The sequence below is a fragment of the Microcoleus sp. S1D4 genome, assembly GCF_036700765.1.
GTDB lineage: Bacteria > Cyanobacteriota > Cyanobacteriia > Cyanobacteriales > Microcoleaceae > Microcoleus.
In genome coordinates this window covers 69,608-95,005 of sequence record NZ_JAUBPP010000004.1, presented here as the reverse complement: position 1 = coordinate 95,005, position 25,398 = coordinate 69,608, and the positions used below count along the sequence as shown (strand labels likewise).

The window sequence follows — 25,398 nt, the reverse complement described above, 5'->3', positions numbered from 1 at the left end:
TAACTGATGCCGAAACAGTTAAATTTACCTTTTTTTAACCTGTCTGCGCTGCCGATCGATCTTTGCCACAGCAGCACCCGCAACATCCGCCAAAATGCTCACTATCCGATACAACGCCACCGCACTCAAGATTATAGCCACAGAAAAGCGATCGGACAGCAGGGCGATCGCCGTTGCTTCAAATACTCCCATCCCTCCGGGCGCACCCGGTACAACTAAACCCACAACAAACGCAAAACAAAAAGCACCGAACAAGTTCGGAATATCAATCAAATTCACCGGATTTAAAGCCATTACCGTTAGCAAAAAACCGCAGCCCCGCAATCCGATAAAACACATTTGTCCGATTAACGGCACTAAAGGATAGCGTTTAATTGGTAAATTAATTGCCGGCGAAGACTTGACACCAGATGTGTTTTTAGCTAGATTGGAGCTAGACCCCAAACGCCAAGTTGGTCGATCGCCCGCAACCTCCTCAATCTCCTCCCCAATTTCCTCCCCAATCTCAGAATTTTCCCCGTTCTTCTTAGATAACTTCAACCGCTCCACAAATAGGACGATCGGATTTAAAATTCGGGGCTGAATCGCCGTTAAAATCGCAGCACAACCGAAAATCCGCAAAAAACCGTTGAATTTGTCAAAACAAATCAAACCAATCAGCACCCCCGCAGAAGCCATCAGCAGCGGTTCCAACAACACGCTGAGAATAGAAACTTTCGGCGAAATACCAGCCTTTTTTGCCTCCGAAATTCGACCCCAAAAATGCCAAATATTCCCCGGCAAATACTTGGCAATATTAGTTTTGAGAAAAATTTTAATCGCCCACCGGACACTTACAACTTGATTGAATTCCCGCAAAATCAACATCCACACCCAGCCGACAAAAATCAGAGACATTAAAGTAATGCCGAGGGCGATCGCCAGCAAGGGAAAACTTTCGGCTCGAATTTGGATGTTTGCAACTTCTCGCCAGTGAGTGAAAAAAGCTTTCGCAATAAATAAAAACGTCCCGCCCAGAATCACATAGCGAACATAAGGCTTTAAACGCGATTTCGCCAGCTTGAAAAAATTCTGAAGTCGATGCAAGTGTTGTTTTCCCATTTTCCGATCCTGATTAGTGAATTTGGGATTGTAGATTTCTTAACCACAATTTCATGTTTTATATCTAAAATTTAGATCGATCGTACTTAAGGAGTAAATTTCTATGGCCAGCCCGAGTCCAGACGGTCTTTCCTATCTTTTAGATGATAGTCCCAACAGTTTCGCATTAACTCCGGGCTTTTTGACTCCTTATCCTAACGGACTTTTTGCCCTCGGAGGTAACGATTTGATTGTCGGTTCCTCGGATGCCGATCGCCTCAACGGTGACAGCGGTAACGACAGACTCCTCGGCGGCAGCAATTCCGATACACTATTCGGTGGTGTCGGGAATGACTTGCTCAACGGCGGTACCGGCAATGACTTCTTATTTGGCAATTCTGGCAGCGATACCCTGCAGGGAGGTAGGGGAGATGATGACCTCTACGGCGGCCGTGGTAACGACGTTTTAGTAGGCGATGGAGGCACAGATACCCTGACAGGGGGTTTGGGCTCCGATACCTTCGTCCTCCGCAGCGACACGGCAGTCTCCGATCCCGCAGCCGCTGACATCATTACAGACTTTAACAGTTTTGTCGATGCGATCGGACTGACTGACAATCTTACCGAAGCTGACTTGATTCTCGAAGAAATCGCGATCGCCCCCGGCATTTCCAATACATTAATTAAAATTCGCCAATCCAATGCTATTTTAGGCTTGGTAGCCAACGCATCTCCACAAGACCTCGCCGATAAATTTATCTCTGCAAGCACCCTATTGGGAAACCAACTCAGCCAAGCCCGCGATTTAGGCGTTTTGGACAGCACTCAAACCATCACCGACTCGGTTAGCAGCGCTCAACCAGACGACATTTACCGCTTTACTTTGCCCGCAACTAGCGACTTTAAATTAACAGTCAACAATTTTACGGGTGATGTTGGCGTTGCTCTGATTAAAGATATTAATGGCGACAATTCTATTGACTTTACCGATATTATTGCTGCTTCTCAAGAACCTGGTTTATCGCCGGAGTCAATCGACCTCAAAAATTTGGCAGCAGGAACTTACTTTATCCGAGTTTCTCAATACCAAGGCAATACAAACTTTACCCTAAATCTGTCTGCAACCCCTCCAACTATTTCTGATAACAATCCAAGCAACGTGCCTGGTTTTGACAGTCGTTTCGGCTTCGGTTTGGTGAATGCGGCGGCAGCAGTTGCTAAGGCTGCGGGTGTTCCAACTTTTCCTGACGTTCCCGACTTGGGCGGCGACGAGTGGGGTCGAGATTTAATCAAAGCTCCAGAAGTTTGGGCGCAAGGCTTGACTGGAGACGGCATTGTAGTAGCAGTTATCGACAGCGGAATTGACTACAATCACCCGGATTTGACCGGGAATGTTTGGAGCAATCCGGGGGAAAGCGGCGTTGATGCGGGTGGTCGCAATAAAGCTAGCAACGGCGTTGATGATGATGGCAATGGCTTTGTGGACGATTTCCGGGGATGGGATTTTGTCAACGGCGATAATGACCCGATGGATGATAACAGTCACGGCACTCATATCTCGGGTTTAGTTGCTGCGAAAAAAGATGGAGTGGGAATTACTGGAACGGCTCCGACTGCGAAAATTATGCCTTTAAAAATACTCGATAGCGCCGGAGTGGGGACAATTAACAATGAAATTGAGGCGATTTATTATGCGGTAGCAAATGGAGCAAAAGTGATTAATGTGAGTTTGGGTGGCCAACAGTTGAACGATCGAGAATTGACTGCAATTCAAGCTGCCGAAGCTCGCGGCATACTCGTAGTTTCAGCAGCGGGAAATGATGCTCGCCCGCAGGTAGATTATCCGGCTCGGTTTGCAAATGACGTAGGAATTGCTGTCGGTGCGGTTAGCCGCAACGGCTTATTTGCCGATTTTTCTAACCGGGCGGGATCAGAGCTAATTAATTACTTTGTTGCTCCGGGTGGTGATGGTGGCAGGGCAGATTCTGGTGACGTTTATTCAACTGTACCGCTTTCTCTACCGGGGATTCCCTATCGATATTTTGCGGGTACTTCAATGGGAGTGCCGCACGTAGCTGGGGTGATAGCTTTGATGTTGCAGGCAAATCCGAGTCTGACTCCTGCTCAAATTAAGCAGATTCTGGCGGAAACTGCCAATCGATCGGTTTAAATTCAATCCGGTTTGTAGTCAGGATTGTAGTCCTTTCTCATCAAAATCTCAAGAAGGAATAAAGTCCTCACTACAAACTTGATCGTAGGTTTGTATTGATGACTTTAATCCTAATTTTGTATAGTTGCAGCGTCAACCATCAACTCCGATCCTTAATAATTGGCGGCGTAAATCAAGTCAAATTTGCGGCACAGAGTGATGCAGCAGTGATTTGGTCGATCGAATACTAAATCGTATTTCATCTCGCCCTCAATTTTGGTAATCGGCTGCTTTAAGGGGATGCCGTGAATGTCATATTGGCGGCGTTCTAAGGCACTCCAGTCGATAATTTTGATGTCGATTTGGTTCTGCAAGTCACTTGCAATCAGAAATAAGTGCATCTTGTCTTCAGCTTTCCCTGTCAAGGGAATTTTGATTAACACTGACTGAGTGACGATCGGTCTTTGGTCGTTGGGATGCTTCTGGGTGTCGCAGCTTTGCAGTTCGATATCGTAAGGTTCTACCTTAAATTTCTCTCCGCTGGCGATCGCAGACGAGTGCAAGTCTTTCAGGCACTTTTCTAGATGAGGGATCAGTCCTAACTCTGGATCGCACAGCAGTTTGCGAATATTGGAGGTTTCAGTTACTGTCATTGTAGATTTTTTATGTTATTTTTAGATGCTTAATTTCTAGCTTACCCCGAAAAGCAGCCATATTCTACTCTACTTGCGACATACTTTCAAAAATTTAGTTGCTGGGCCGTATTTCACAGCGAACCAGATATTTTTTTCCCCCAATCTTTTAGATTATTTCTTAGTAATTTTCCAGAGATTGAGATCGACATTACTAACCGCCGGATTTATTTGATAGTTTTGTTGGTCAATTGCCGATCGCAAATTTGAGGACGGTCTGTATAAAAACAAGTCGCTGAAACCGCCGGGAATTGTCGGGGGTTCAGGTTTTTTTCGTGCCAATTCTTGATTTTTGTAGCAAGAAGTATAGCAGCGCGGTTCTATTAGCAGTTTGACTTGTGGTTGCAAGCGATAACTCAAAGCCATCATGTATGCGATATTCGCATCGCTGATTATTAAGGGATTGCTGGCAGAATTGACAATCGCCGCTACTTCCAATTCGGCGCGCAGCCAGCCGCTGCCTTTGTTCCACCAACTATCGGCCCCAGAACTAACTCCACCGGATATGATGCCTGCACAAAACAGTGAGACTATAACTATTTTCCACAATCTTTGCTGTTTTAAGTTATCACATTTGTTGCTAATTTTTGTAGACAGCAGGTAAGCAACTGCTAGCTGAATTCCCACATAACAAGGAACTAAATATCGCGGATTTGCCGATCGCCTGCCGCCTTTAAGTATATCGGGTAATGCTAAAAATATTGCGGTTGTGGCAATTAATAACAATACCATCAACCACACCCGCTTTGGTGTTTGCCGGCACAGAAAATAAATCGCATAGCCGACTAAAGCTAGAATCGCGATACCAGCGGGAATTATCAAGGCTAGTTGTGTGGCACTGGCACTTCCATCAATGCCAATATCAAAAAATGCTATGCTGAGGGAGCCCACCCACCTGCTAACTAATCTTAAGAGATTTGTCTGTTCTGCCCATACTGTTGTGCTTCTAATTTGATTTAAATTTTCTACAGTATTTACGAGGGTAGGCATGAAGCCGATTAAAGCAATTAAAGCGGCTACATAATAGGCAATAAATGTTTTAATATCGCGCCAGTTGGCAATCAAGGCGACGTAGATTGCATGGGCGGCGGCGACGCAGACAAATAACAAGTGGGTGTAAAATCCCATTGCTGCTGTGACTGCGTAAAGCGCCCAGTGAGAAACCAGCCAAATTGGATTTTGATTTGCTTCGGGGCGCATTGCTCGCAGCAAGGCTGCACTCGATAAAATAGTAGTTAATGTCCACAAACTGTACTGTCTGGCTTCTTGGGCAAATAAGATTTGGTAGGGAGAAATCGCGAAAATTGCGATCGCTATCCATGCTACTGCTGAGGATTCAAATAACTCCCAAGCCAGCCAATAAATGGCGGGAAATACTAGCAAGCTAATCACGGCGGCCAAACTTCTCATTGCTGTAACTGAAGTGCCGAACCATTGCGCCCAAAATCGCGCTAGTACGTAATACAGCGGCGGGTGTTGCGGGTCTTCGGTTGCTAAGGAATTCAGGCTATCGCTTAAGGTTTTTTCGGAATTTACCTGCTGGTATTTTTGTAAATCCGAGGGCGAGGTTATTTTATTGTAGGAAATTTGCTTGAGCATTTCCGCTTCGGTGTAGCCGGAAACTCTTAAAGAAGTATAGGTTTCGTCTATCCAGTAAAATTTGCCATCGAGATTGACAAATCGAAATAAAATGCCGATTGCTAATACGGTGATTATCAGAAAGCTCAACCAATTTCTAGGTAAATTAAAACGCATTTTTTAAATATTTTTTACTTGGTTCGCAACTTACTCAAAATGGTATCTCCACCTTTTAGAGAATAAATTTTTTCAGTTTCATAGGGAGTCTTTTTTTCAATTTCTGCTTTTACTTCAGGGGAAATTCCGTATAAAAATATCTCCTTAAAATTTGGGGGAATTTCCACTGTTTGAGGCGGGAATACGATAAATTTAGTTTGGGGAACCAGCAGGTAACTCAGACTGAGTAAATTAGCGATTTTATCTACACTATACACCCACAAATCTGCAACCAGTAAAGGCCCAGAAGCTGAGTTAACCGTGCGGGCGATCGGGATGTTAATATAAGAACGGTCTTTATTCCACCAAGTGTCTGCCGGCAAATAGATGCAGCAAGAGATAATCCCAACAGATAGCACAGCAGCAAAAGCCAGCCTCCACAGCTTTTGCAACTGCACTGTAACTTGAGGAGATGTGATTTTGGAAGCAAAAAGATAGGCAACAGCTATTTGCATTCCTAGATAACAGGGAATCATGTAGCGCGTGTTGAGCGATCTAATTCCGCCAAAAATTATATCTGCGGGTAAAAAAATCACGACTATCACGCAGGTTAATGTCATAACAAACAACCAAACACGCTGTTCTGTATACTTCAGGAGTAAATAAAAAGAATATGCAACAATTATTAAAATCAAAAGTAGGAGCAATCTCGAATATAATCGCGGTACATTGGAGTCTATTCCTAGATCAAAAAATTGCTTAGCAATGTTATACACCCAATTGACAGCTAAGTCTGGAAGGGGAATCTTTAAAGACTGCCAAGATGTTTTTTGATTGACATTTTGGGAGTTGATTATAAAAACTAAAATCCAAGGAGAAAAAGCAATAATTCCGGTTATTGATGCTAGTAAATAGCCAATTATATTTTTTTTAAACCGCAGCTTTTCCGAGATAGCTACATATATTCCATGTCCTAGTGCTACCAGTGCAAATAATAGGTGAGAATAAAATCCCAGCGCTACTGTTACGGCATAAATTGCCCAACTACTGTTAGTTTTTAGACGCATTGCCCGCAGCAAAGCAGCGCCCGACAGCAAAATTACTAAGACAAATAAACTGTAAGGTCGAGCTTCTTGAGCGTAAACTATTTGAAAAGGCGATACAGCTAGTAAAGAAACTCCCAACCAAGCTGTTAGGGAGGATTCAAATAATTCTAAGCACAACCAATACATACAAGGCAAGGCCAGCAGGCTAAAAACTGCCGACATACTTCTAGTTACAGCTATTGAATCGCCGAACAGTTGCACCCAAAATCTGGTTGTGATAAAATACAGGGGAGCGAGTTGAGGTTCTTCTAATGCTAGACCTTTGACAGTATCGACTACGCTTTTTTCTGAATTAATCCGCTGGTATTTTTGTAAGTATTGAATTTCTCGAATTTTTCCGTCAACTACTTGCTCAATAAACTCTGATTCTGTATAACCGGACATCCGCAAAGAGGTATAAGCTTCATCTATCCAGTATACTTTTCCTCCGAGATTGCCGAAGCGAAAAAATATGCCTAAAAGTAATAAAACAACGATTAAATATCGCAGCCATTGTGGGGGAATCGCAGGGGAAAGTTTCGCGCTATCGCTGTTTTTAGGAATTTCCATAAATCAATAATTAATTAAATTTTAATGGCGACGATGGATTTATTTAACAATATATACCCTTTCTCAGAAAGATGAGGTGCTAGGAGTGGGCATAGGGCATAGGGCATAGGGCATCGCAACCAACAAGTAACAAGTAACAAGTAACAAATAACAAATAACAAATAACAACAGTTAACAGTCAACAGTGAATTTACTATTCCGATGAAGAGAGGATTTGATATAACCTCTCGAAATGTTCCGCCACAGGTTAAATTCAATGAATTCTGAATTTTTAGGTTGGTGGGGGCGGGTTTTTAAGATACCTCGTTAGGTGTCAAAAATTTTGGCGAACCCACCCCTACAAATTCTAGTTTTTACGATTTATGGTTGTTACGAACTTCTATTCAGAGGACACAAATCCGAACCATCGAATCAAAGAATGATTAATCGTCTACTCCTTCAATCGGCGCAAAACCTTGTCGCTGAATATTTTCGGTTATTGTGCGCGGTTCGAGGAATTGCAGCAAGTAATCCGGGCCGCCGGCTTTGGAACCAACTCCCGAAAGTTTGAATCCTCCGAAGGGTTGCCGCGATACCACTGCGCCGGTGATTCCGCGATTTATGTACAGGTTTCCGACTTCAAAATCGGCTTGGGCGCGATCGATATGCGAAGGCGTGCGAGAATACAATCCGCCGGTTAAAGCGAAATTAGTACCGTTAGCAATAACAATCGCTTCGCTGAAATTTTTTGCCCGAATCACCGACAACACCGGGCCAAAAATTTCTTCTTGGGCGAGAGTTGCAGTCGGCGATACTTCCGTAACAATCACTGGGCCGACAAAATAACCGGTTTCGGGTGCCGCCATTTCTAAGGCTATCTTAGCTTCGGCGCGACCTTTTTCGATGTATTCGCGGATGCGCGACTGGGCGGTGGCATCGATGACTGGCCCGACTTGAGTGCTGGGATTTTCGGCTGCACCGACGTTGAGCGATCGCGCAGCTTCTATCAATCTTTCCACAAAAGTATCGTACACCGATTCGATCGCAATTACGCGCGAACAAGCAGAACATTTTTGACCGCTATATCCAAATGCCGAATAAACCACCCCCGCCACGGCTTGGTCTAAATCCGCACTTTCATCGACAATAATTGCATTCTTGCCGCCCATTTCCGCAATTACTCGCTTCAGGTGTTTTTGGCCAGGTTGCAAAATCGCAGCATCCGCATAAATCTGACAGCCAACTTCCTGAGAACCGGTGAAGGTAATCATGTGAACATCTGGGTGTTTCACCATATACGCCCCCACGGTTGAACCTTTGCAAGGCACGTATTGAAATACGCCTTTAGGAATCCCGGCTTCTAGCAAAATCTCGGCTATTTTGGCAGCAATTACTGAGGAAAATTCCGCTGGTTTTAGTAAAGTACAATTACCAGCAACCAGCGATGCAACTGTCATGCCTACGGGAATTGCGAGGGGGAAATTCCAAGGAGAAATAATCAAAGAAATGCCGCGCGGCTGATAGGTGTAGCGGTTGTTTTCTCCGGCTACATCATAATTTTTCCCTTGTTCCAACCGTTCCATTTCGTCGGCGTAGTAGCGGCAAAAATCGATAGCTTCGGAAACTTCGGCATCGCATTCTCTGACTGGTTTCCCGACTTCAAATACCATCCAAGCTGACAGTTCGTGCCGCCGCTGTTCCATCAATTCTGCTGCTTTTCGCAAAACTCCGGCGCGCTGGCGGACGGGGGTTTTCCGCCAACTCGTAGAGGCTGCTTTTGCTGCTTCTAGGGCTTGTTTGGCTTGCTGTTCCGAAAGCAATCCGATTTTGCCGACTATTTCTGCGGGATTGGAAGGGTTGAGGGAATTGACTGTGGTTTCGGTATTTTGGTACTCGCCATCGATTAGGGGTAAATAGGTTTTTCCTAGGTTGGCGCGCACTGATTTGATGGCTGTTTCTGCTTGTTGCCGCAATTTGGTATTGGCGTAGTCGGTATCGGCGACGTTGGGGAATACTTTGCTGTAAACTAGCTGGTCGTTGCCGTTGGCTACTGGGGCGGCTAATAATTGTTCGATCGGCATTTCTTCGGAACTTTGCCGGATAAACGAACTGTTGGCGGTATTTTCCAGCAATCGGCGGATTAAATAAGCCATTCCCGGCAACAAATCGCCGTAGGGACAGTATACTCGGACGCGATAACCCCGATCGACCAAAAGCTTCGCCAATTTGTCGCCCATACCGTACAATACCTGCATTTCAAAGCGGCGGCGCGGTATGTTGAGAGTTTCGGCAATCGCGATCGCCCTGGCTTGCGATCGCACGTTGTGACTGCCAATTGCTGCATACAAAAAATCATGATTTTCTAGAAGCAACTGCGTCATTGCTTCAAAATTTGCATCCGTAGCAACCTTGTCATTGTATACAGGTTGTGGCCAATCTTTCTGCATCGCCTTGATAGTTTCCTGATCCCAATAAGCGCCTTTCACCAGCCGTACAGTTATGGGATTGCCGCGTTTCTTAGCCCACGCAATAATATCTTGCAAATCTTGTTTGCTGTCGCGCAAATATGCCTGCAATGTGATACCAATATCCGTGCGACTGCGAAACTCTTCCTCTAACAATAAGTCTTTGAGAATGCTGAGAGTTAAACTCTTATAGGCGTACTGTTCCATGTCGAAGTGAACGGCAGTTCCCAACTCCTGGGCGCGGCGCAATAACAGGCGAATTCTCTCGCTGACTTTCTCCTCGCTGCCTTTAGCATCCAGCGGGTCAAACTGAGAATAAAAAGCCGTTAACTTGACAGATACTTGCACTCGCGGCAAAGTTTCGCCATCAGCTTTGTCAATGGCATCTACCTGCGACCAATTATGCGCTGCCTTCGCCAGTTCCGCCATCAATTCCAAATAGCGGTTGAGATAACTTTCCGCTTCAGCTTCTGTAATCACAGCTTCCCCCAAAAGGTCAACTGTAAAACCCATTTTATCTTTGCGAAGTCGTTCTAAGGTTTTAATTACCTGCTTGATATTTTCCCCAGAAATATACTTGTGTGCCAAAGTTTCCACCGCAGGCGCAACCGTTGTCGCAGCCAATTGACCGGGGACAGAATCAGCGTTAGCAAAGCTGAGCAATTTTTTCAAAGCTTCGGGCAATTCTACCTCTTCCACAGTCAGGTATTCTTGCAAGTGGCGGGCAATTTCCGGCTTGCTGCGGAGGGCGGGCAAACAGTCAATAAATCGAAACAATTGGACGCGCAGTCCGGGGCTGGCCATTGCCCAATCCATCAGTTTGTCGTCCCAGCGCATTTGGTCTTGCAATTGGCCGAAAAACGATCGCTTTTTGTCTTGAGTAGCCTTCAGGATTTCTTTAGCTATTTCCTGAGTCTTGGCTTCGTAGATGCTTGGAGATACTTGTGCGACCATTGGTAATTAGTAATTAGTAATTGGTAATTGGCGGGGCGGGTTGATATATTTGGCAACTACCGCCCGAGCAAATTATACTTACTATTTTACTTCTATTTTAACAACGTAGTTTGCTTGGCGATCGCCCGAAATTTCAATAGTATAATCGCCGCTGCTTGGTAGCTGACCTTGCCACTGACTCGCGCTATCTGCAGTGCCGATTTTTTCACCGTTAGGAGCACTGATTGCCGCGTTAACTTGACCTTCTTGAACCTTGATTGTCATGCTTTGGCCGCTATTGCATTCTACCAAGTAGCGCTTGGATATATTGGCTCGCAAACTATTGTTGAGAGTAGTTCCCGTAGCACCTCCTGGAAAGTTAACTCGCTCAGTTACAGGAGTTTCCACCGCAGCGCCAGAAGGAGATGGAGAAGAGTTCGGCAACGGCGAAGCAAGTGGCGGAACCCCTGAGAGCGAGGGAATTGGAGTCTGACCGGCCGACGGCGGGATGGTGAGGGGCAGTGTCTGCTGGGGTGCTGGGGGAAGTCCGGGCCGGCGGTTGAGGCGCGCTGCTGGGACAGGCGGAGGGCTTTCCCGCAGGGGTACGTCAGCGGGTAGTCTGATTTGAATGTTCGCTCTTTCCTGATACATTTTCCACGCTAGGAAACTGCCGAGACTGAGCACTGAACCGACTAACATTCCGCTGAAAAAAATAGCCAAAATTTGCCAAATTTTAGTTGGTTTTGGTTCAGGATTTGCTGTGTGAATTATTGGAGGCGGATAAGTTGCGGGTTGAGTTGTTTCCGCAGCGATATCGGCGGCAAATGGAATTGCTTCTGTTTCTGTTTCAAGATTGGTAATGAAAATATCTTGTTTGACGGCAGTTTTAGTCGGACTTTGTGTGGCGGTATTGGTAGTTAAACTATTTTCGGTTTGGGGTGTTTCACTGGAAATTTCTGCTGCTTCAGAAGTGACAGTTAAATCATCTTCGATAGCGGCATTTTTCATTGGAGTTTCTGCTGGTGCGGAATCTGCATCGAAACTGCCAATTGTTTCTGGCTGCTGAGTCAATATTTGATTTTTTTCAAGTTCTTCACTCATGGGATAAAATTCTCGTATAAAGATTGCTTTTTAGCATTTTACGCGATCTGTGCGATCGGCTGCAGTGAAATAATACCGCAAGGCGATTGACAAACTGCCCGAAAACGCGATCGAGTAATCTGTCGGCTGGGGCGATCGGAAATTTACGAACTTTTAAAACCTATGATATTTATCGAGATGGACGATTGACTCGAACCAGCATTCCTTTGAGTGTTTCCACATTAGCAATAGCCTCCGAAATTCGTGCAGCCATCCTCTGTCTGTCTTGTTGGTCGTCTTTACAGACAATGATACCAGAATGGTTGGGTTGTGAAGCGTGCAGTCGGATAAAATCGATTCTATTGAGTGTTAAAACTGCGCGTTCCTTTGTAACAGCAAAAGCCAGGACATCTTCATCAGGAATGCCCAGATTTGCATTCCTCGCTTGTTGTACGGTAAACACATCGTGACCTAGAGCGCGAAGTAATTCAACTACTACCCTAGGGAATTGTTCATCTGCATACAAACGTGCCATTCTGTTAATCTATATCGTTCAAATTAATTGCTGCTTCAATCTCGTCAGGAAATGCTTCAGCATAAGCCCAGGCATTTTTCAAGTCGCTAGCGCTAAGATGCGGATAATCTTCTAAAAGTTGAGCATCAGTTGCACCTAATCGGCGAGACTCTACCAGTCCCCAAACAGAAATTCTAGTGCCTGCAATCCTGGCATTACCGCCGACAGTACCGGGAGTTTTTTCAATTCCCTGCCAGGTGTTGGCTAAACTTTGAGCTAATATCTGTATTGCTAGAGCTTTCTCAGGCGGAGTCAGGGAAAGCAGTTGCGGTTCTAATTCTTTTAGTGTCATAGTCTATGGCGGGTTTGGCTGCTGGGAATGTCGTATCTATATTATAGCGATCGAGCTTTTTGCAGGGTAGCCATCTCTTAAACTCCTAGCACAGTTTTGCTAAATATTAGCAGAGGAATGCGAGTCGGGATTTGCGGTGGGGTGGGGGCGGGTTTATGAGATTATTCGTTACAGGCGAGTATTGTTGGTGAAATCCGCCCCTACAAATTACCAATTTCCGACTCCCAATTCCCGATTACTAATTATTAGGCAAAGTCTGCCAAAAAGGCTGCAGTTCAGGCTTCCTCACAGTATTCGTTGCCGACTGCACGTTTCCTTTCAATTCTTGATAATAGCGATCGTTTAGAAAACTCACACTAACACCAGCAGGAAGCAGCAGTTGGCGCAATCTTTCTTGAGTGTAATCTCTGCCGTCAATCATCGGGCCGCGCGGATTAGAAACTAACAAATTGCCGTTGACTGGTACCGAATTGACCATATTCGGCCACCAAGCATAACCGCTGTAGCCAAACATCGCTGGAACTTGAACGATTTGGTCGTCTGTCAGTGAAAACTCTCTTTTCAACTTGTCTAATATCGGGTTAATTTTCTGCTTTTGCAAATTGAGATTGTGTTGCATTAAAGCTTGATTTTTCAAGGCGGCGCTGACTGTAGTTTCATTGCTCAAACCGCGATTGATAGTAACCTCGCCGTAACCTGTTTTTGACAATTCTTCTAACAGTCTAACTCCTGCTTCTGGACTGGCGATCGCCATTACATATTTTCCGGGAGTTTGACTGGGAATAAAATTGATAATTTCATCGACTTGGCGAGTCAAAAGCCAAGAAGTATCAATATCCACCGCAGGCCCTTGAATTCTTTGAGCTTGAATAAAATCAAGTACCTCTGGATTAAAACTAGCATTTCCCGAATTTCCGTAATAAGCTCTACCCATTGGATATCCGGGAATCGGCGGTGTCACCTGCAAATTTCCGTAGCCATTTGACCACTGACTTACGGGGTTGTCGTCGCGAGAGTTGCCAATTTTAATTACTCTCAAGTTACGCTCTTCACTTGATTTATCCGGCGGGTTTTTATTGGGTTCGTCAGTGCTTTTGAGAGCCACATTCAATTGGCGTATATCAGATTTTTCGGGAAGTTGAATGTAACCGTTTTTCTGAATATTTTGCATCCAAGCATTCTCGCCCTGGATGATTTTTAATTGAGCGCCAGTGGGTTCTACTGCTTGTTTCAGTTGCGAGATAAATTCACTGTTGGCGGCCCCTCTGTCGCTGACTTGAACTTCTGTTACTGGTGCGGTATTGGCTGGTATTATCCAAGGACTGACACCCATTTGGATTGTGGTGGCGGCGATTTGTTGACCGTTGTTTTCGGCAGTTGCTTTGAGATTGACTTTGCCGTTCCAATTGCGATCGGCAAATTGTTTTGCTTCGACACCTAAAACAATATTCGTGCTGAAAACTAGGGGTTTTGTACCGGATATATCTACAGCTTGCCATCCATCGCCTATTTTCTGAAAAACGTTGACATGAGGGCTGGCGATGCTATCAGCAGTGATAAATAATTGAGAGGTTTTGAAGTTTTCAGACAACGTTAAGTTAACTTGAGAAAGCATGGCGGCGCGGCGGGGGACGCTAACTTTGGTTTGTTTCCAAGGGGCTATTTTTGTGCGATCGTTCTTGGGATCATTAAACACAATTAGCGCGCCGTTAGACAATGACCATTGTTCTTTTCCGGCTTCGTCTAGTTGATTAATTTCGCCGTCTCTGTTAGTATCTCCCGCAAAGAAGAAGTTGGTCGGCGAGGCTGCGAGGTCTACAGGGGCGGGAGTTGCAGTTGCGGTTGACTCAGGAGTTGGTTGAGGAGTTGCTTGCTGATTTATTTCTAATTCTTGGCGGGCGAGTTCTTGGCGGGCTAATTCCTGCTTTTCTAATTCTTGGCGGGCGAGTTCTTGGCGGGCTAATTCCTGCTTTTCCAATTCTTGGCGGGCTAATTCCTGCTTTTCTTGTTCTTGGCGGGCTAATTCTTGTTTTTCTCGTTCCTGCTTTTCTAATTCTTGGCGGGCTAGTTCTTGGCGGGCCAATTCTTGTTTTTCTCGTTCTTGACGGATTAATTCTTGTCGGGCAAATTCTTGTCTTTCTATTTCTTGGCGGGCGATTTCTTTTTTCTCTTGTTCTTTTCTCTCTATTTCTCGGCGGGCGAGTTCTTTTTTCTCTTGCTCTTTTCTGGCTAGCTCTCTTACCTGTTCTTCCTCGGCTCTAGTTTTTTGTACAGAACGTGCTACTTGCCATTCGTAGGTAGCGACAGTGAGGTTTCCTTGATATTCGATGGTTTTGTCGATCGCCCGCTCAGTCAAAAAAGAACCGTGAGGGATGAGTCGCAGGTGGTTGAGCGCCATTTGCCACAGGCGTTGTGACTCTTCCCAAGTAGCAGGGTCGGCTTTAGAAGTGCGTCCAATTACAACAGCTCTGGCGGCTATTTTAGCAGCATCGTCCCAATTATTTTTAGCTCTTTCTTCTGTTTGAATCTGACTTTGAGCGTTTTGGAGTTGCTCGGCCAGATTTTTGGATTGCTGGCGGTTCCAATGTTCTGGAGAAAATAGGTTGTTGTCGGGATTTTTGGTGCTGTTATCTAATTCTACCTTGAGGCGATCGCGCAATTTGTATAGTTCCGGGAGCGATTGCGGAGTGTCGCCGTCTGACTCTCGCCCTGAGAGTGCGAGTTGGTAGTTGAGGGAAGGTTGAGCCACTGTTGCGGGCACAGCAACCCAAATAATACCGATGACGACACCGAAAGTATTGACAATCGCGATCGTAATATATTTAACCCAGCGCATATAGTTTATCCTCTGACACACAAATTATTTTACCTAATCTTGGTGCCTTTGGTAAGATTTTACGGTGATTTGGGCGAATAGGACTTAGCATGGGGCCGAGAAACCGGGTTTTTCTCAAAAATACTTTGTTGCTACCGACAGATTAGATAAAAAACCCCGTTTCTTTGTCGGAGTCGGTAAGTTCTGTTATGGGATATTTACGCCATCTTTTAGGCTTCCTCATTTTCTTTGATTGCTTGTTCAATTTCCTCTGGATCAGCATCAGCATAAGCCCAAGCATTTACCAAGTCAGCGGCGGTTAAATGGGGAAATGATTATAGAATGATACCATCGGAAGCACCTAAACGGCGATCGCCCACGAGCGACCAAACGGGTATGCGAGTATTGCCAACACCAGCATCACCGCCGCACCAGCCGGGAGTTTTTTTTATGCCGAGGGAACCGTTGGTTAAAGTTTGAAGTAAAATTTCTATAGCTGCTGCTTTATCTGCGATCGTTAAGGAAGCAAGATTGACTTTTAATTCGGTTATTATCATAGCTTAAGCTTCGGTTATGCCATAAATATATGATAAAAATTGTAGTTCAAAACTTTTAGGAAATATTTTTGCAAAAAACCCGGTTTCTGCCTTCCCACAAGTTATATCGTTTCCGGTTGGATCGGAATGATTTAATCGGCGCTAGAACACAGAGTACACAGAGTCCGAGAATATATATCTGAATCATTCCGATGCTACCGGATTTGATATTAGAAGACTCGGCGATTGAAATCGCGACTAGACAAACGAAGTCAGCCTCCGCCGACTGAAGAGTATTGATATCAAAACCCAATCAAAACACAAACCCGGTTTCTTGGAGAAACCGGGTTTAATTATCTGCGTTAATGTGCGTTAATGTGCGATCGGAAAAATCCTACAACTGCTTCACCTCAGCAACTAATTTCGCAACCACATCCTTAGCGCTACCAAACAACATCATCGTCTTATCCTTGTAAAACAACTCATTGTCAACACCGGAAAAACCAGCACTCATCCCGCGCTTGATCACGATAGTATGCTTAGCCTTATCAACCTCCAAAATCGGCATCCCGTAAATCGGGCTCGCCGTATCGTGACGCGCCGCCGGATTCACCACATCATTCGCGCCGATTACCAACGCCACATCCGTTTCTTCAAATTGCGGGTTGATATCGTCCATATCGTACAACTGCGGATAAGGCACGTTTGCTTCCGCCAACAACACATTCATGTGCCCCGGCATCCGCCCAGCCACCGGGTGAATCGCGTATTTCACGTCAACACCCATTTTTTCCAAACCGTCGGCTAACTCGCGTACCGAATGCTGGGCTTGCGCTACAGCCATTCCGTAACCGGGAATAATTACCACCGATCGCGCATAACCCAACATCATCGCACTTTCTTCGAGATTGATACTGCGAACAGTTTTGTCAGTAGCACCAGCAGCAGCCCCAGCAGCCCCAGCACTAGCACCACCGCTACCAAAGGCGCTAAACAACACACTACCAAGCGATCGATTCATCGCCTTACACATGATCTGCGTCAAAATGATTCCAGACGCGCCAACAAGTGCACCAGCGATAATCAGCATATTGTTCATCAAAATGAACCCAGCCACACTCGCCGCAATCCCCGAATAGGAGTTAAGCAGCGACACCACAACCGGCATATCGCCACCGCCAATCGGGAGCACAAACATGATACCCAGGATATTAGAAATAGCCACCAAAGCCAGGAATACCGGTACATCTTCCGGGTGAAACACCATATAACCGCTGCCGGCTAAAAGCGCGATCGCCAGCATCGCATTAAACGGCTGTTGCAGCGGAAACGTCATGGGCGCACCCGGTAGCAATTCTTGCAGCTTCGCAAACGCCACAAGGCTACCAGTGAAAGTAATCCCGCCAATCAGCACACCCAAAAGGATCGTGATTGTCGCGTCTGGAGTTGGCGATTCCGGGATGCTGAGATAGCGCCAGAATTCGCCCACAGCAACGAGTGCAGAAGCCGCGCCCCCAAAACCGTTAAGCAAACCCACCATCTGTGGCATATCCGTCATCGCGACGGTTTTCGCCATAATTGTTCCCAAAATGGAACCGATGATTATTCCGACAGCAATCAATTCGTAGCTGATAACTTGCCTTTCGAGTAAAGTACCGACGATCGCAATAAACATCCCGATCGCAGCTAACACGTTTCCTTGACGCGCAGTAGCCGGAGAACCCAATTGTTTCAAACCGACGATAAATAAAGATGCAGCCACTAGATAGCCTAGCTGAATGCCACTGGGCAGAAAATCGCTCACGCTTTGACCTCTTTTTTCTTGAACATTTGCAGCATTCGATCGGTTACTAAGAAACCGGCGACAACGTTAATTGTGGCCAGGGCGATCGCGATCGTCCCCAAAATCGAAGTAACAGTCACATTTCCCTGGCCCGAAATCAGAATTGCGCCTAAAACCGCAATTCCCGAAATCGCATTCGAGCCCGACATCAAAGGTGTGTGCAGCGTCGGCGGGACTTTATTAATTACTTCAAATCCCACAAACGACGCTAGCGTAAACACTACTAAACCTGCAATCAATCCTTCTGCCATGACAATTGGTAATTGGTAATTGGTAATTGGTTATTAGTCATTAGTCATTAGTCATTAGTCATTAGTTGTTAGTTGTTAGTCATTAGTCCTTAGTCATCAACTGTAAAAGCTTTACCGTTTCCCAACCAGGTCAAACGTCTTCACAGACTGCTGTTTACTGCCGAGATCAGATCCCCCCTTAGCTTGCCCCCTACTCCCCCTTAAGAAGGGGGGGACAAGAAGCATTCAAAGTCAACCCCTACTCCCCTTCTTAAGGGGGATTTAGGGGGATCTGGCCTTGACTACCAACGAGATTTATCAACGGTTTTAGATTTAAGCTGACACTAATGAAATCACCCATTTTCCTACTAATGACTAATGACTGTTGACTATTAACTAACTAACGGCTGAAGCCTCAGCAGCCAAAGCATCCCGAACTCGCTGGTTGCTAATTTCGCCATCGCGGGCGACGCAAGCACCAGCAATGATATCGTCTTCAAAATTCAAATTGAGTTCCTTATCTTTCAGCATCAACTGAACCAAAGCCGAGATATTCTTCGAGTAAGTTTCGCTAGCGTGTACCGGCATCGACGAGGGCAAATTAATCGGCCCGATGACATTAACACCGTTCCATTCAACATCTTTCCCTGCTTCCGAACACTCGCAATTGCCGCCTTGTTCCGCCGCGAGGTCAACAATTATCGATCCCGGTTTCATTTGAGAAACCATTTCTCGGGTAACTAAAATAGGTGCTTTTCTGCCGGGAACTTGAGCGGTGGTAATCACTGCATCGGAGGCGCTGACGTGTTGGGTGAGCACTTGGCGGGTGTATTCTTTAGCGGCTTCTGATAGCTCTTTTGCATAGCCACCGGCGGCGACGGTTTCTTCTTTTAGTTCGACATCAACGAATTTAGCACCCAAGCTTTGCACTTGTTCTTTGGTTTCCGGGCGGATGTCGAAGGCTTCGACAACTGCACCCAAACGGCGCGCTGTGGCGATCGCCTGCAAGCCCGCAACGCCCACACCCATTACCAATATTTTCGCGGGGCGAATTGTACCCGCCGCCGTTGTCAGCATTGGGAAATATTTTGGCAATGCACAGGCTGCGATCAGTACGGCTTTGTAACCGGCGACGTTGGCTTGGGATGACAGTGCATCCATGCTTTGGGCGCGGCTGGTGCGCGGGATCATTTCCATGCTGAATGCCGTTACTTTGCGATCGGCCAACCGCTGCACTAAAGCCGGATTTCCCAAAGGATTCAAAAATCCGATGAAAACGCCTCCTTCGCGGAGTTGATGAACTTCAGATTCTTGGATCTCCCCGATTTTGACGACGACATCGGCTTCGCCCCACAGCGTAGCGGTATCACCGATAACACGAGCTCCGGCTTCTTCGTAAGCAAGATCCGAGAAAAACGATTTTTCCCCGGCACCGGCCTCAACCCAAACTTCTACGCCCTGTTTGACTAATCGGGCTACAGCGTCGGGCACTAAGGCCACCCGGCGTTCCTCTGCTTTAAATTCTTTGGCGATCGCTAATTTCATAAGAAAAACTCGGCAAGTGGGAAACTCAGCGACTTCAGTCCTGAGAGGAAAACGGCTCGGCGATTTCAATCGCCTTGAATCCCCTTTCGGGGGTCGGAGAGGAAATTTAATTAACCTCTCCGATGAGGTATGGTTGCCTCAAACTCCCATTTCTGGGGTAATGTTCGCTTGTCGGCCAAGGTTATAAAGGCTTGTTAGGCTAGCAGCACTGTCTCAGTGACTTTAAGACTGTTTAACAACTAGCGACAGAGCAGAAAACTAGCGTCGCATTCTCCGGTGTCGTGACCTGAATAACGTAGTCAGTTAAGACTTAGGCTGGTCAGAATAGCTTGTAATTTCTTACAAGCTCAGCGGCTTTAGCCCTGAGTTCCTGACTAACTCTCCTTTACTCTAGACATAGACAGGGCGGTTTCAACCGCACGCATACATGGCGGTTTCAACCGCGCCTGGACGAGACATGGCGGTTGAAACCGCGCCTGGACGAGACAGGGCGGTTGAAACCGCCAGCAGAAAGTCAGACAAAACCTGCAGACGCAGGTGGAAATTCAAATTTCCCAGTCCGCAGAGGTGTTCGGCGAGGGAAGCCGAGTCGCGGACATCGTTTGACAAGAAGCGATTTCAATTGCTGGCCCGGTGGCGGTTGAAATCTATTCTGCTGGCTTCTCACGTTGATAGTAAAGCCGATCGCCAAAAATACACTCGCTTCTTTAACTTGTCTTATAGATTCAATTTCGTTAAACTATTCAATTTGCAGCCGAGTATGGTATAATAAAACGCTGCCTAATTCTGTAGTGTAAATGTCTGTTGTCAGTATTACGCAAAAAAAAATTGATTGAATTCGGGCGATCGCACTCATCAAATTGCCAAAACAATCGCTATATTAAAGGCATTCATTGCCAATTGCCCGCAGTAAATATTTAAGGTTCCATTCTAATTTTGGTCAGAGGAGCGATTATGAGACGATTATTTTCAGCACTAGCAGTTACAGGTTGTTTGCTGACAGGCTTACCCGCCATCAGTTTAGCCCAAGGAATGCCGGGATTCACAATTTTCGGCGGCCCCGAGCGCGCCAACCAATTAAACTATCGCTTGGATTACGGCAAAGCAGGGATGAACGGTGACAGATACCGGCTGCGAATTCCTTCCAAAAAAGTAAGTTTGGCGATCGCCCAACTGAACATATCCTATCCAGACTACTACAAAGGCGAATTCGACCAAAAAGATATTAAAGTGCGCGTCAAAGACAAAACAATACAATTGCAAGAAGTAATCTGGGATAAAGAAAATCGATTCATAGAAATTTATCCTGCAGAACCAATTCCAGCAGGTAGCAACGTTGAAGTTGTGCTCTCCAACGTCCAGAACCCAAGTCCCGGCGGAATGTACAATTTCAACCTCCGCATCCGCACCCCAGGGGACGTTCCATTGATGCGTTACCTGGGGACTTGGCTGTTAAGCATTGAGTGAGGAAAAGGGCAGAAACCGAGTTTGTTTCGACAAAATACGCGGTAACAGCCCGCAAATTCCCCAAAAAACCCGGTTTCTGAGCAACCCGCGATCGCCCAGAAACCGGGCTTTTTGTCGAAAAATACGCGGTAACAGCCCGCAAATTCCCCAAAAAACCCGGTTTCTGCGATCGGAGCGCATAAATCCTGAATACTCAAATGTCCACAAATACGTCAAAAGTATTATTTTTGGGCGATCGGACTCCCAAATCAACGAGCATCCTCTATACCTTAAGAAGGAGTCAACAACACAGTTAAATTCCCCATTCGATTGGGGGATGCGAGGCGGAGGGAGACTCCGCTATAAACAATAAATACAAAGGTTTTTAGGCGATTGTGGAAATCAATAGCCCAGAGGCGCTAGCTACAAAATATTTACCAATCAAATAGGATTGCTCGATCCCTACTGATACATGAATCTACAAGCAAAAATCAAATCCATAAAACTTCCTCCGGCCCTCAAATCTCGAAATTATCGCCTGTTTTTTGCAGGACAAGGCATCTCACTCATTGGCAATTGGATGACCCAAGTCGCTACTATTTGGCTTGTATACCATTTGAGCGATTCACCTTGGATGCTGGGCGTAGTGGGATTTACCAGTCAAATTCCCACATTAATTTTATTGCCTTTTGCAGGAGTTTTCATCGATCGCTGGAACCGGCACAGAGTCATAATTGCCACTCAAGTATTAGCAATGGTTCAATCCTTAGCTCTAGCATTTTTAGCGCTAACAGGAGTCGTGAACATCTGGCAAATTCTAGTATTGAGTTTCTTTCAAGGGGCAATTAATGCGTTTGACGCACCAGCACGACAAGCTTTCGTGCCCGAAATCGTAGACAAAAAAGAAGACTTAGCAAATGCGATCGCCCTCAACGCTTCCATGTTCAACGGAGCCAGATTGATCGGGCCGGCAATTGCAGGTTTGCTGATAGCGACAATCGGCTCTAGTTATTGTTTCCTGATTGACGGACTCAGCTACATCGCCGTAATTGCAGGCTTATTAGCGATGAAAATCAAGCCGCGCCAAATTGCCGCAACTAATACAAAACCCTTACAAAGATTAAAAGAAGGATTTGTTTACGCCTTCGGCTTTCCGCCGATTAGAGCAATTCTCATCTTATTATCATTAGTCAGCTTCGCCGGAATGTCACACACAATATTAGTCCCAATTTTTGCCACAAAAATACTCCACGGCGACGCAGAAACCCTCGGCTTTTTGATGGCAGCTTCTGGAGTCGGAGCATTTTCAGGCGCGATTTATTTAATTGGACGAAAAAGTGTCGTCGGTCTCGGCAAATTAATTGCTATTTCCCCCGCCGTCATGGGATTCGGACTGATCGGTTTTGGTTTATCCCGAGTCTTGTGGCTGTCATTAATCATGATGTTATTCGTGGGGTGGGGTTTCATCATCCAATTTGCAGCAGGAAACACATTCTTGCAAACAATTGTAGAAGACGACAAACGCGGCAGAGTGATGAGCATCTACACAATGGCATTTTTTGGAGTCACACCATTTGGCAATTTAGTAGCCGGCGGATTGGCCAATTATATCGGCTCTCCCAACACAGTCATACTTGGCGGTATAATTTGTATTTTAGCAGCAGTAGTTTTCAGCAAACAGTTGCCCGCTTTAAAACACTTAGTCCGACCAATTTATCAAAAAATGGGTTTAATTTCCTAAACAACCTGTAAACTTCTATCCTTCCCTCTTCCCATCTCTTTCTCAGCGCCCTCTGCGCCCTCTGCGGTAAAAAAATCCAAATTAAATACGCAACCAGAGGTTAAACCAATGGCAAATACCAGTGCAATTCCCCAACAGCAAAGCGACGATCACGTTCCCTTAAAAACCTGGATCGGCGTCATGGCAACAATGATCGGCGCTTTCATGGCGGTTTTGGACATCCAAATCACCAACGCTTCTCTGAAAGATATCCAAGCAGCTTTAGGCGCAACTTTAGAAGAAGGATCTTGGATTTCTACCTCTTATCTAGTCGCAGAAATTGTAGTAATTCCGCTGACTGGTTGGCTATCGCAGGTGTTTTCTGTCCGCCGCTACATTTTGGTAAATGCCGCTTTCTTTGTATTCTTTTCTATGTGCTGCGCTTGGGCGTGGGATTTGAATTCAATGATTGTTTTTCGAGCTTTGCAGGGGTTTACGGGCGGCATTTTAATTCCGATGGCTTTTACGTTTTTGCTGACAAATTTACCGCCCAAAAAGCAACCAGTCGGCATGGCGATGTTTGCACTCACAGCTACTTTTGCACCATCCATCGGGCCGACATTGGGAGGTTGGCTGACGGAGAATTACGGCTGGCAATATGTCTTTTATTTAAATTTGGTTCCGGGGCTGCTGCTGCTAGCAGGTGTGTGGTATGCCGTCGTCCCGACGCCGATGCGGCTCGAACTGCTAAAAGGGGGCGACTGGTGGGGAATTACCTCAATGGCGATCGGCCTGGGTTCCCTGCAAGTTGTGTTAGAAGAAGGCAGTCGCAAAGACTGGTTTAGTTCTGATTTGGTTTTGCGTTTAAGCATAGTTTCTGCCATATTTCTCAGCGCTTTTTTCTGGATTGAACTAACTAGAAAAAAACCGTTTATTAACCTACGATTATTGACTCGCCGCAATTTCGCTTTAGCAACTGTTGTGAATGTTTCTTTGGGGGTGGGATTGTACGGTTCGGTGTTCATTTTGCCCCTGTATTTAGGTCAGATTCAGCAGTATAATGCCATGCAAATTGGCGAGGTGATTATGTGGGGCGGCGTGCCGCAGTTATTCCTCGTGCCGATGGTGCCGAAATTGATGCAGCGAATAGATACGCGGCTGATGATTGGCATCGGTGTGAGTTTGTTTGCGGTGAGTTGTTTTATGAATGCCAGCATGACTCACGAGACGGGCATCGATCAGTTGCGTTGGTCGCAATTAGTGCGAGCAATGGGACAGCCTTTGATTATGGTGCCGCTGTCAAGTATTGCCACGGCTGGTATGGCAAAACACGAGGCTGGTTCTGCTTCGGGTTTGTTTAATATGATGCGAAATCTGGGAGGTTCGATGGGGATTGCGGCCCTAGGAACTTTGGTGACGATGCGCGAGCAATTTCACTCGAATCGATTAGGGGAATCTGTTTCTTTGTACAATCAGGCAACGCAGGAGAGAATGAATCAAATGACTCAGTATTTTGTGAGTCGCGGTGCTGATGCAAGTGTGGCGCATAACCAAGCAATTCAGGCAATTGATGGTCTGGTTCGTCGGGAAGCTTATGTCATGGCTTTTAATGATTGTTTTTACTTTGTGGGAATTGCTTTGTTGTTAAGTGGGATTGCTATTTTGGGTTTTAAAAAGGTGAAACCGGGTGCTGGTGGTGGAGGGGGCGCTCATTGATTCTGTAGCGCCTCGGCGCACCCTACAAATGTTCACCATTCTTGTTCTGCTTCTGCTTCTGCTTGGATTAAATTTTGCCGCAGTTGCACCCAATTTATTTGATGAGATGCGGAATATTCGAGGAGTTTTCCGCGCTGTAAATGCAGGACTCGCGTGCTAAACTGTTCGGCTAATTCTAATTGGTGATTGACCATTAAAATTGTGGTTTGATTGTTAGTTAGCTGTGTCAATACTTGCAAAATGTGGGCGGCTTTTCCTGCGTCTAGGGCGGATGTTGGTTCGTCTAAAAGCAAGATTTTGGGTTCCAAAATGATGCCGCGGGCGATCGTCACTAACTGTTTTTGGCCTGTGGAAAGCTGCAATTCGGTGCGATGGAGCCATTCTTGGGGTATGTGCAGTTGTTCAGTAACCCCGCTAATTCTCTGTGCAATGTTTGATGGAGTCACGCCCCGCAACTTCAAAGGATAAGCCAACGCCTCGCGCACCGACATCCCCAAAAGCTTGGATTCTTGCAAAATTAGGGTGATTTGTCGCCGAAGTTCGATCGCAGGTATTTGTCGGTAATCCCGATTTTCCAGATAAATCGAGCCGCTGGTGGGGCTGCTGAGTCGGTTTAACAACCGCAACAGCGTAGTTTTCCCAGCCCCCGAAGGGCCGACAATTGCGACGCGATCGCCAGAGTGCACATCAAACGAGATATTGTTTAATAAGTAGCTAGAGGCGATCGGTGTTTTCAAACTTACATCATCAACGCGCAATTGAGGAATTGTTTCTGTATTATTTTCTGAATAATTAAGCATTTAATTTATTTAAAATAGGGAATAATTAGTCTTATTGAACCGCGAAGACGCAAAGGACACGAAGGGGAGCATCTCAATGAAAGCAGCCCAGCTAAAAATTGGAGGTCGGAGGTA

General features: G+C 45.8%; 18 protein-coding genes and 1 pseudogene. 5 read left to right on the top strand and 14 right to left on the bottom strand.

Translation table 11 applies throughout. The features are described from left to right. Positions 1-24: 24 nt before the first annotated feature. Positions 25-1,101, bottom strand: a complete 1,077-nt coding sequence (locus QT998_RS06005) for a lysylphosphatidylglycerol synthase transmembrane domain-containing protein (protein WP_333117840.1) — start codon at positions 1,099-1,101, stop codon at positions 25-27. Between the two features lie 103 nt (positions 1,102-1,204). Here QT998_RS06005 and QT998_RS06000 point away from each other — a divergent pair, with 103 nt between their 5' ends. Then, positions 1,205-3,250, top strand: coding sequence for a S8 family serine peptidase (locus tag QT998_RS06000; RefSeq protein ID WP_333117838.1), 2,046 nt, complete (start codon positions 1,205-1,207; stop codon positions 3,248-3,250). A 152-nt stretch (positions 3,251-3,402) separates the two neighbouring features. Here the strand turns inward: QT998_RS06000 and QT998_RS05995 are convergent, their stop codons facing one another. The 12 genes and pseudogenes from QT998_RS05995 to QT998_RS05940 form a co-directional block, all read right to left on the bottom strand. Continuing rightward, the gene (locus QT998_RS05995; RefSeq protein ID WP_333089109.1) at positions 3,403-3,882 is read right to left on the bottom strand and encodes a hypothetical protein; all 480 of its coding nucleotides are present in this window, start codon (positions 3,880-3,882) and stop codon (positions 3,403-3,405) included. 153 nt (positions 3,883-4,035) lie between these two features. Further along, positions 4,036-5,676, bottom strand: coding sequence for a glycosyltransferase family 39 protein (locus tag QT998_RS05990; RefSeq protein ID WP_333117836.1), 1,641 nt, complete (start codon positions 5,674-5,676; stop codon positions 4,036-4,038). A 14-nt stretch (positions 5,677-5,690) separates the two neighbouring features. After that, the gene (locus QT998_RS05985; RefSeq protein ID WP_333117834.1) at positions 5,691-7,310 is read right to left on the bottom strand and encodes a glycosyltransferase family 39 protein; all 1,620 of its coding nucleotides are present in this window, start codon (positions 7,308-7,310) and stop codon (positions 5,691-5,693) included. 422 nt (positions 7,311-7,732) lie between these two features. Then, entirely contained in the window at positions 7,733-10,708 is a 2,976-nt protein-coding gene (gene pruA, locus QT998_RS05980; protein ID WP_333117833.1) for an L-glutamate gamma-semialdehyde dehydrogenase, read from the bottom strand. 81 nt (positions 10,709-10,789) lie between these two features. After that, positions 10,790-11,788: a hypothetical protein gene (locus tag QT998_RS05975; RefSeq protein WP_333089118.1), complete on the bottom strand. Its 999-nt coding sequence runs from the start codon at positions 11,786-11,788 to the stop codon at positions 10,790-10,792. Positions 11,789-11,957: 169 nt separating this feature from the next. Next, positions 11,958-12,302, bottom strand: coding sequence for a DUF5615 family PIN-like protein (locus QT998_RS05970; RefSeq protein WP_333089121.1), 345 nt, complete (start codon positions 12,300-12,302; stop codon positions 11,958-11,960). 4 nt (positions 12,303-12,306) lie between these two features. Then, on the bottom strand, positions 12,307-12,633 hold the full coding sequence (locus QT998_RS05965; RefSeq protein ID WP_333089123.1) for a DUF433 domain-containing protein: 327 nt from the start codon (positions 12,631-12,633) through the stop codon (positions 12,307-12,309). Between the two features lie 238 nt (positions 12,634-12,871). Beyond that, complete coding sequence (locus QT998_RS05960; protein ID WP_333117832.1) at positions 12,872-15,469, bottom strand: protein-arginine deiminase family protein; 2,598 nt, start codon at positions 15,467-15,469, stop codon at positions 12,872-12,874. 209 nt (positions 15,470-15,678) lie between these two features. Further along, a pseudogene (locus tag QT998_RS05955) lies at positions 15,679-16,005 on the bottom strand (DUF433 domain-containing protein). Positions 16,006-16,378: 373 nt separating this feature from the next. Continuing rightward, positions 16,379-17,788 (bottom strand): NAD(P)(+) transhydrogenase (Re/Si-specific) subunit beta, encoded by a 1,410-nt coding sequence (locus tag QT998_RS05950; protein ID WP_333117830.1) that lies wholly within the window; start codon positions 17,786-17,788, stop codon positions 16,379-16,381. Continuing rightward, positions 17,785-18,078 (bottom strand): NAD(P) transhydrogenase subunit alpha, encoded by a 294-nt coding sequence (locus QT998_RS05945; protein ID WP_106150865.1) that lies wholly within the window; start codon positions 18,076-18,078, stop codon positions 17,785-17,787. The genes QT998_RS05950 and QT998_RS05945 overlap by 4 nt, the downstream gene beginning before the upstream one ends. Positions 18,079-18,453: 375 nt before the next feature. After that, positions 18,454-19,602, bottom strand: coding sequence for a Re/Si-specific NAD(P)(+) transhydrogenase subunit alpha (locus tag QT998_RS05940; protein WP_333089129.1), 1,149 nt, complete (start codon positions 19,600-19,602; stop codon positions 18,454-18,456). A gap of 427 nt (positions 19,603-20,029) precedes the next feature. Between QT998_RS05940 and QT998_RS05935 the strand changes: the two genes are divergently transcribed. The 4 genes from QT998_RS05935 (at position 20,030) to QT998_RS05920 (ending at position 24,484) form a co-directional block, all read left to right on the top strand. After that, positions 20,030-20,371: a hypothetical protein gene (locus QT998_RS05935; RefSeq protein WP_333117828.1), complete on the top strand. Its 342-nt coding sequence runs from the start codon at positions 20,030-20,032 to the stop codon at positions 20,369-20,371. Between the two features lie 185 nt (positions 20,372-20,556). Further along, positions 20,557-21,069, top strand: coding sequence for a DUF2808 domain-containing protein (locus QT998_RS05930; protein ID WP_194067891.1), 513 nt, complete (start codon positions 20,557-20,559; stop codon positions 21,067-21,069). Positions 21,070-21,520: 451 nt separating this feature from the next. Beyond that, on the top strand, positions 21,521-22,789 hold the full coding sequence (locus tag QT998_RS05925) for an MFS transporter (RefSeq protein ID WP_333089132.1): 1,269 nt from the start codon (positions 21,521-21,523) through the stop codon (positions 22,787-22,789). A 108-nt stretch (positions 22,790-22,897) separates the two neighbouring features. Continuing rightward, positions 22,898-24,484, top strand: coding sequence for an MDR family MFS transporter (locus tag QT998_RS05920; protein ID WP_333089133.1), 1,587 nt, complete (start codon positions 22,898-22,900; stop codon positions 24,482-24,484). A gap of 32 nt (positions 24,485-24,516) precedes the next feature. On the opposite strand, the gene QT998_RS05915 is transcribed toward QT998_RS05920, so the two are convergent. Continuing rightward, positions 24,517-25,284, bottom strand: coding sequence for an ABC transporter ATP-binding protein (locus tag QT998_RS05915; protein ID WP_333117827.1), 768 nt, complete (start codon positions 25,282-25,284; stop codon positions 24,517-24,519). Positions 25,285-25,398: the final 114 nt, after the last annotated feature.

Excerpts from the sequence above, each read along its gene's own strand:
- QT998_RS06005 (WP_333117840.1), bottom strand. The coding sequence starts at position 1,101 with ATGGGAAAACAACACTTGCATCGACTTCAGAATTTTTTCAAGCTGGCG.
- QT998_RS06000 (WP_333117838.1), top strand. The coding sequence starts at position 1,205 with ATGGCCAGCCCGAGTCCAGACGGTCTTTCCTATCTTTTAGATGATAGT.
- QT998_RS05995 (WP_333089109.1), bottom strand. The coding sequence starts at position 3,882 with ATGACAGTAACTGAAACCTCCAATATTCGCAAACTGCTGTGCGATCCA.
- QT998_RS05990 (WP_333117836.1), bottom strand. The coding sequence starts at position 5,676 with ATGCGTTTTAATTTACCTAGAAATTGGTTGAGCTTTCTGATAATCACC.
- QT998_RS05985 (WP_333117834.1), bottom strand. The coding sequence starts at position 7,310 with ATGGAAATTCCTAAAAACAGCGATAGCGCGAAACTTTCCCCTGCGATT.
- pruA (WP_333117833.1), bottom strand. The coding sequence starts at position 10,708 with ATGGTCGCACAAGTATCTCCAAGCATCTACGAAGCCAAGACTCAGGAA.
- QT998_RS05975 (WP_333089118.1), bottom strand. The coding sequence starts at position 11,788 with ATGAGTGAAGAACTTGAAAAAAATCAAATATTGACTCAGCAGCCAGAA.
- QT998_RS05970 (WP_333089121.1), bottom strand. The coding sequence starts at position 12,302 with ATGGCACGTTTGTATGCAGATGAACAATTCCCTAGGGTAGTAGTTGAA.
- QT998_RS05965 (WP_333089123.1), bottom strand. The coding sequence starts at position 12,633 with ATGACACTAAAAGAATTAGAACCGCAACTGCTTTCCCTGACTCCGCCT.
- QT998_RS05960 (WP_333117832.1), bottom strand. The coding sequence starts at position 15,469 with ATGCGCTGGGTTAAATATATTACGATCGCGATTGTCAATACTTTCGGT.
- QT998_RS05945 (WP_106150865.1), bottom strand. The coding sequence starts at position 18,078 with ATGGCAGAAGGATTGATTGCAGGTTTAGTAGTGTTTACGCTAGCGTCG.
- QT998_RS05940 (WP_333089129.1), bottom strand. The coding sequence starts at position 19,602 with ATGAAATTAGCGATCGCCAAAGAATTTAAAGCAGAGGAACGCCGGGTG.
- QT998_RS05935 (WP_333117828.1), top strand. The coding sequence starts at position 20,030 with ATGGCGGTTTCAACCGCGCCTGGACGAGACATGGCGGTTGAAACCGCG.
- QT998_RS05930 (WP_194067891.1), top strand. The coding sequence starts at position 20,557 with ATGAGACGATTATTTTCAGCACTAGCAGTTACAGGTTGTTTGCTGACA.
- QT998_RS05925 (WP_333089132.1), top strand. The coding sequence starts at position 21,521 with ATGAATCTACAAGCAAAAATCAAATCCATAAAACTTCCTCCGGCCCTC.
- QT998_RS05920 (WP_333089133.1), top strand. The coding sequence starts at position 22,898 with ATGGCAAATACCAGTGCAATTCCCCAACAGCAAAGCGACGATCACGTT.
- QT998_RS05915 (WP_333117827.1), bottom strand. The coding sequence starts at position 25,284 with ATGCTTAATTATTCAGAAAATAATACAGAAACAATTCCTCAATTGCGC.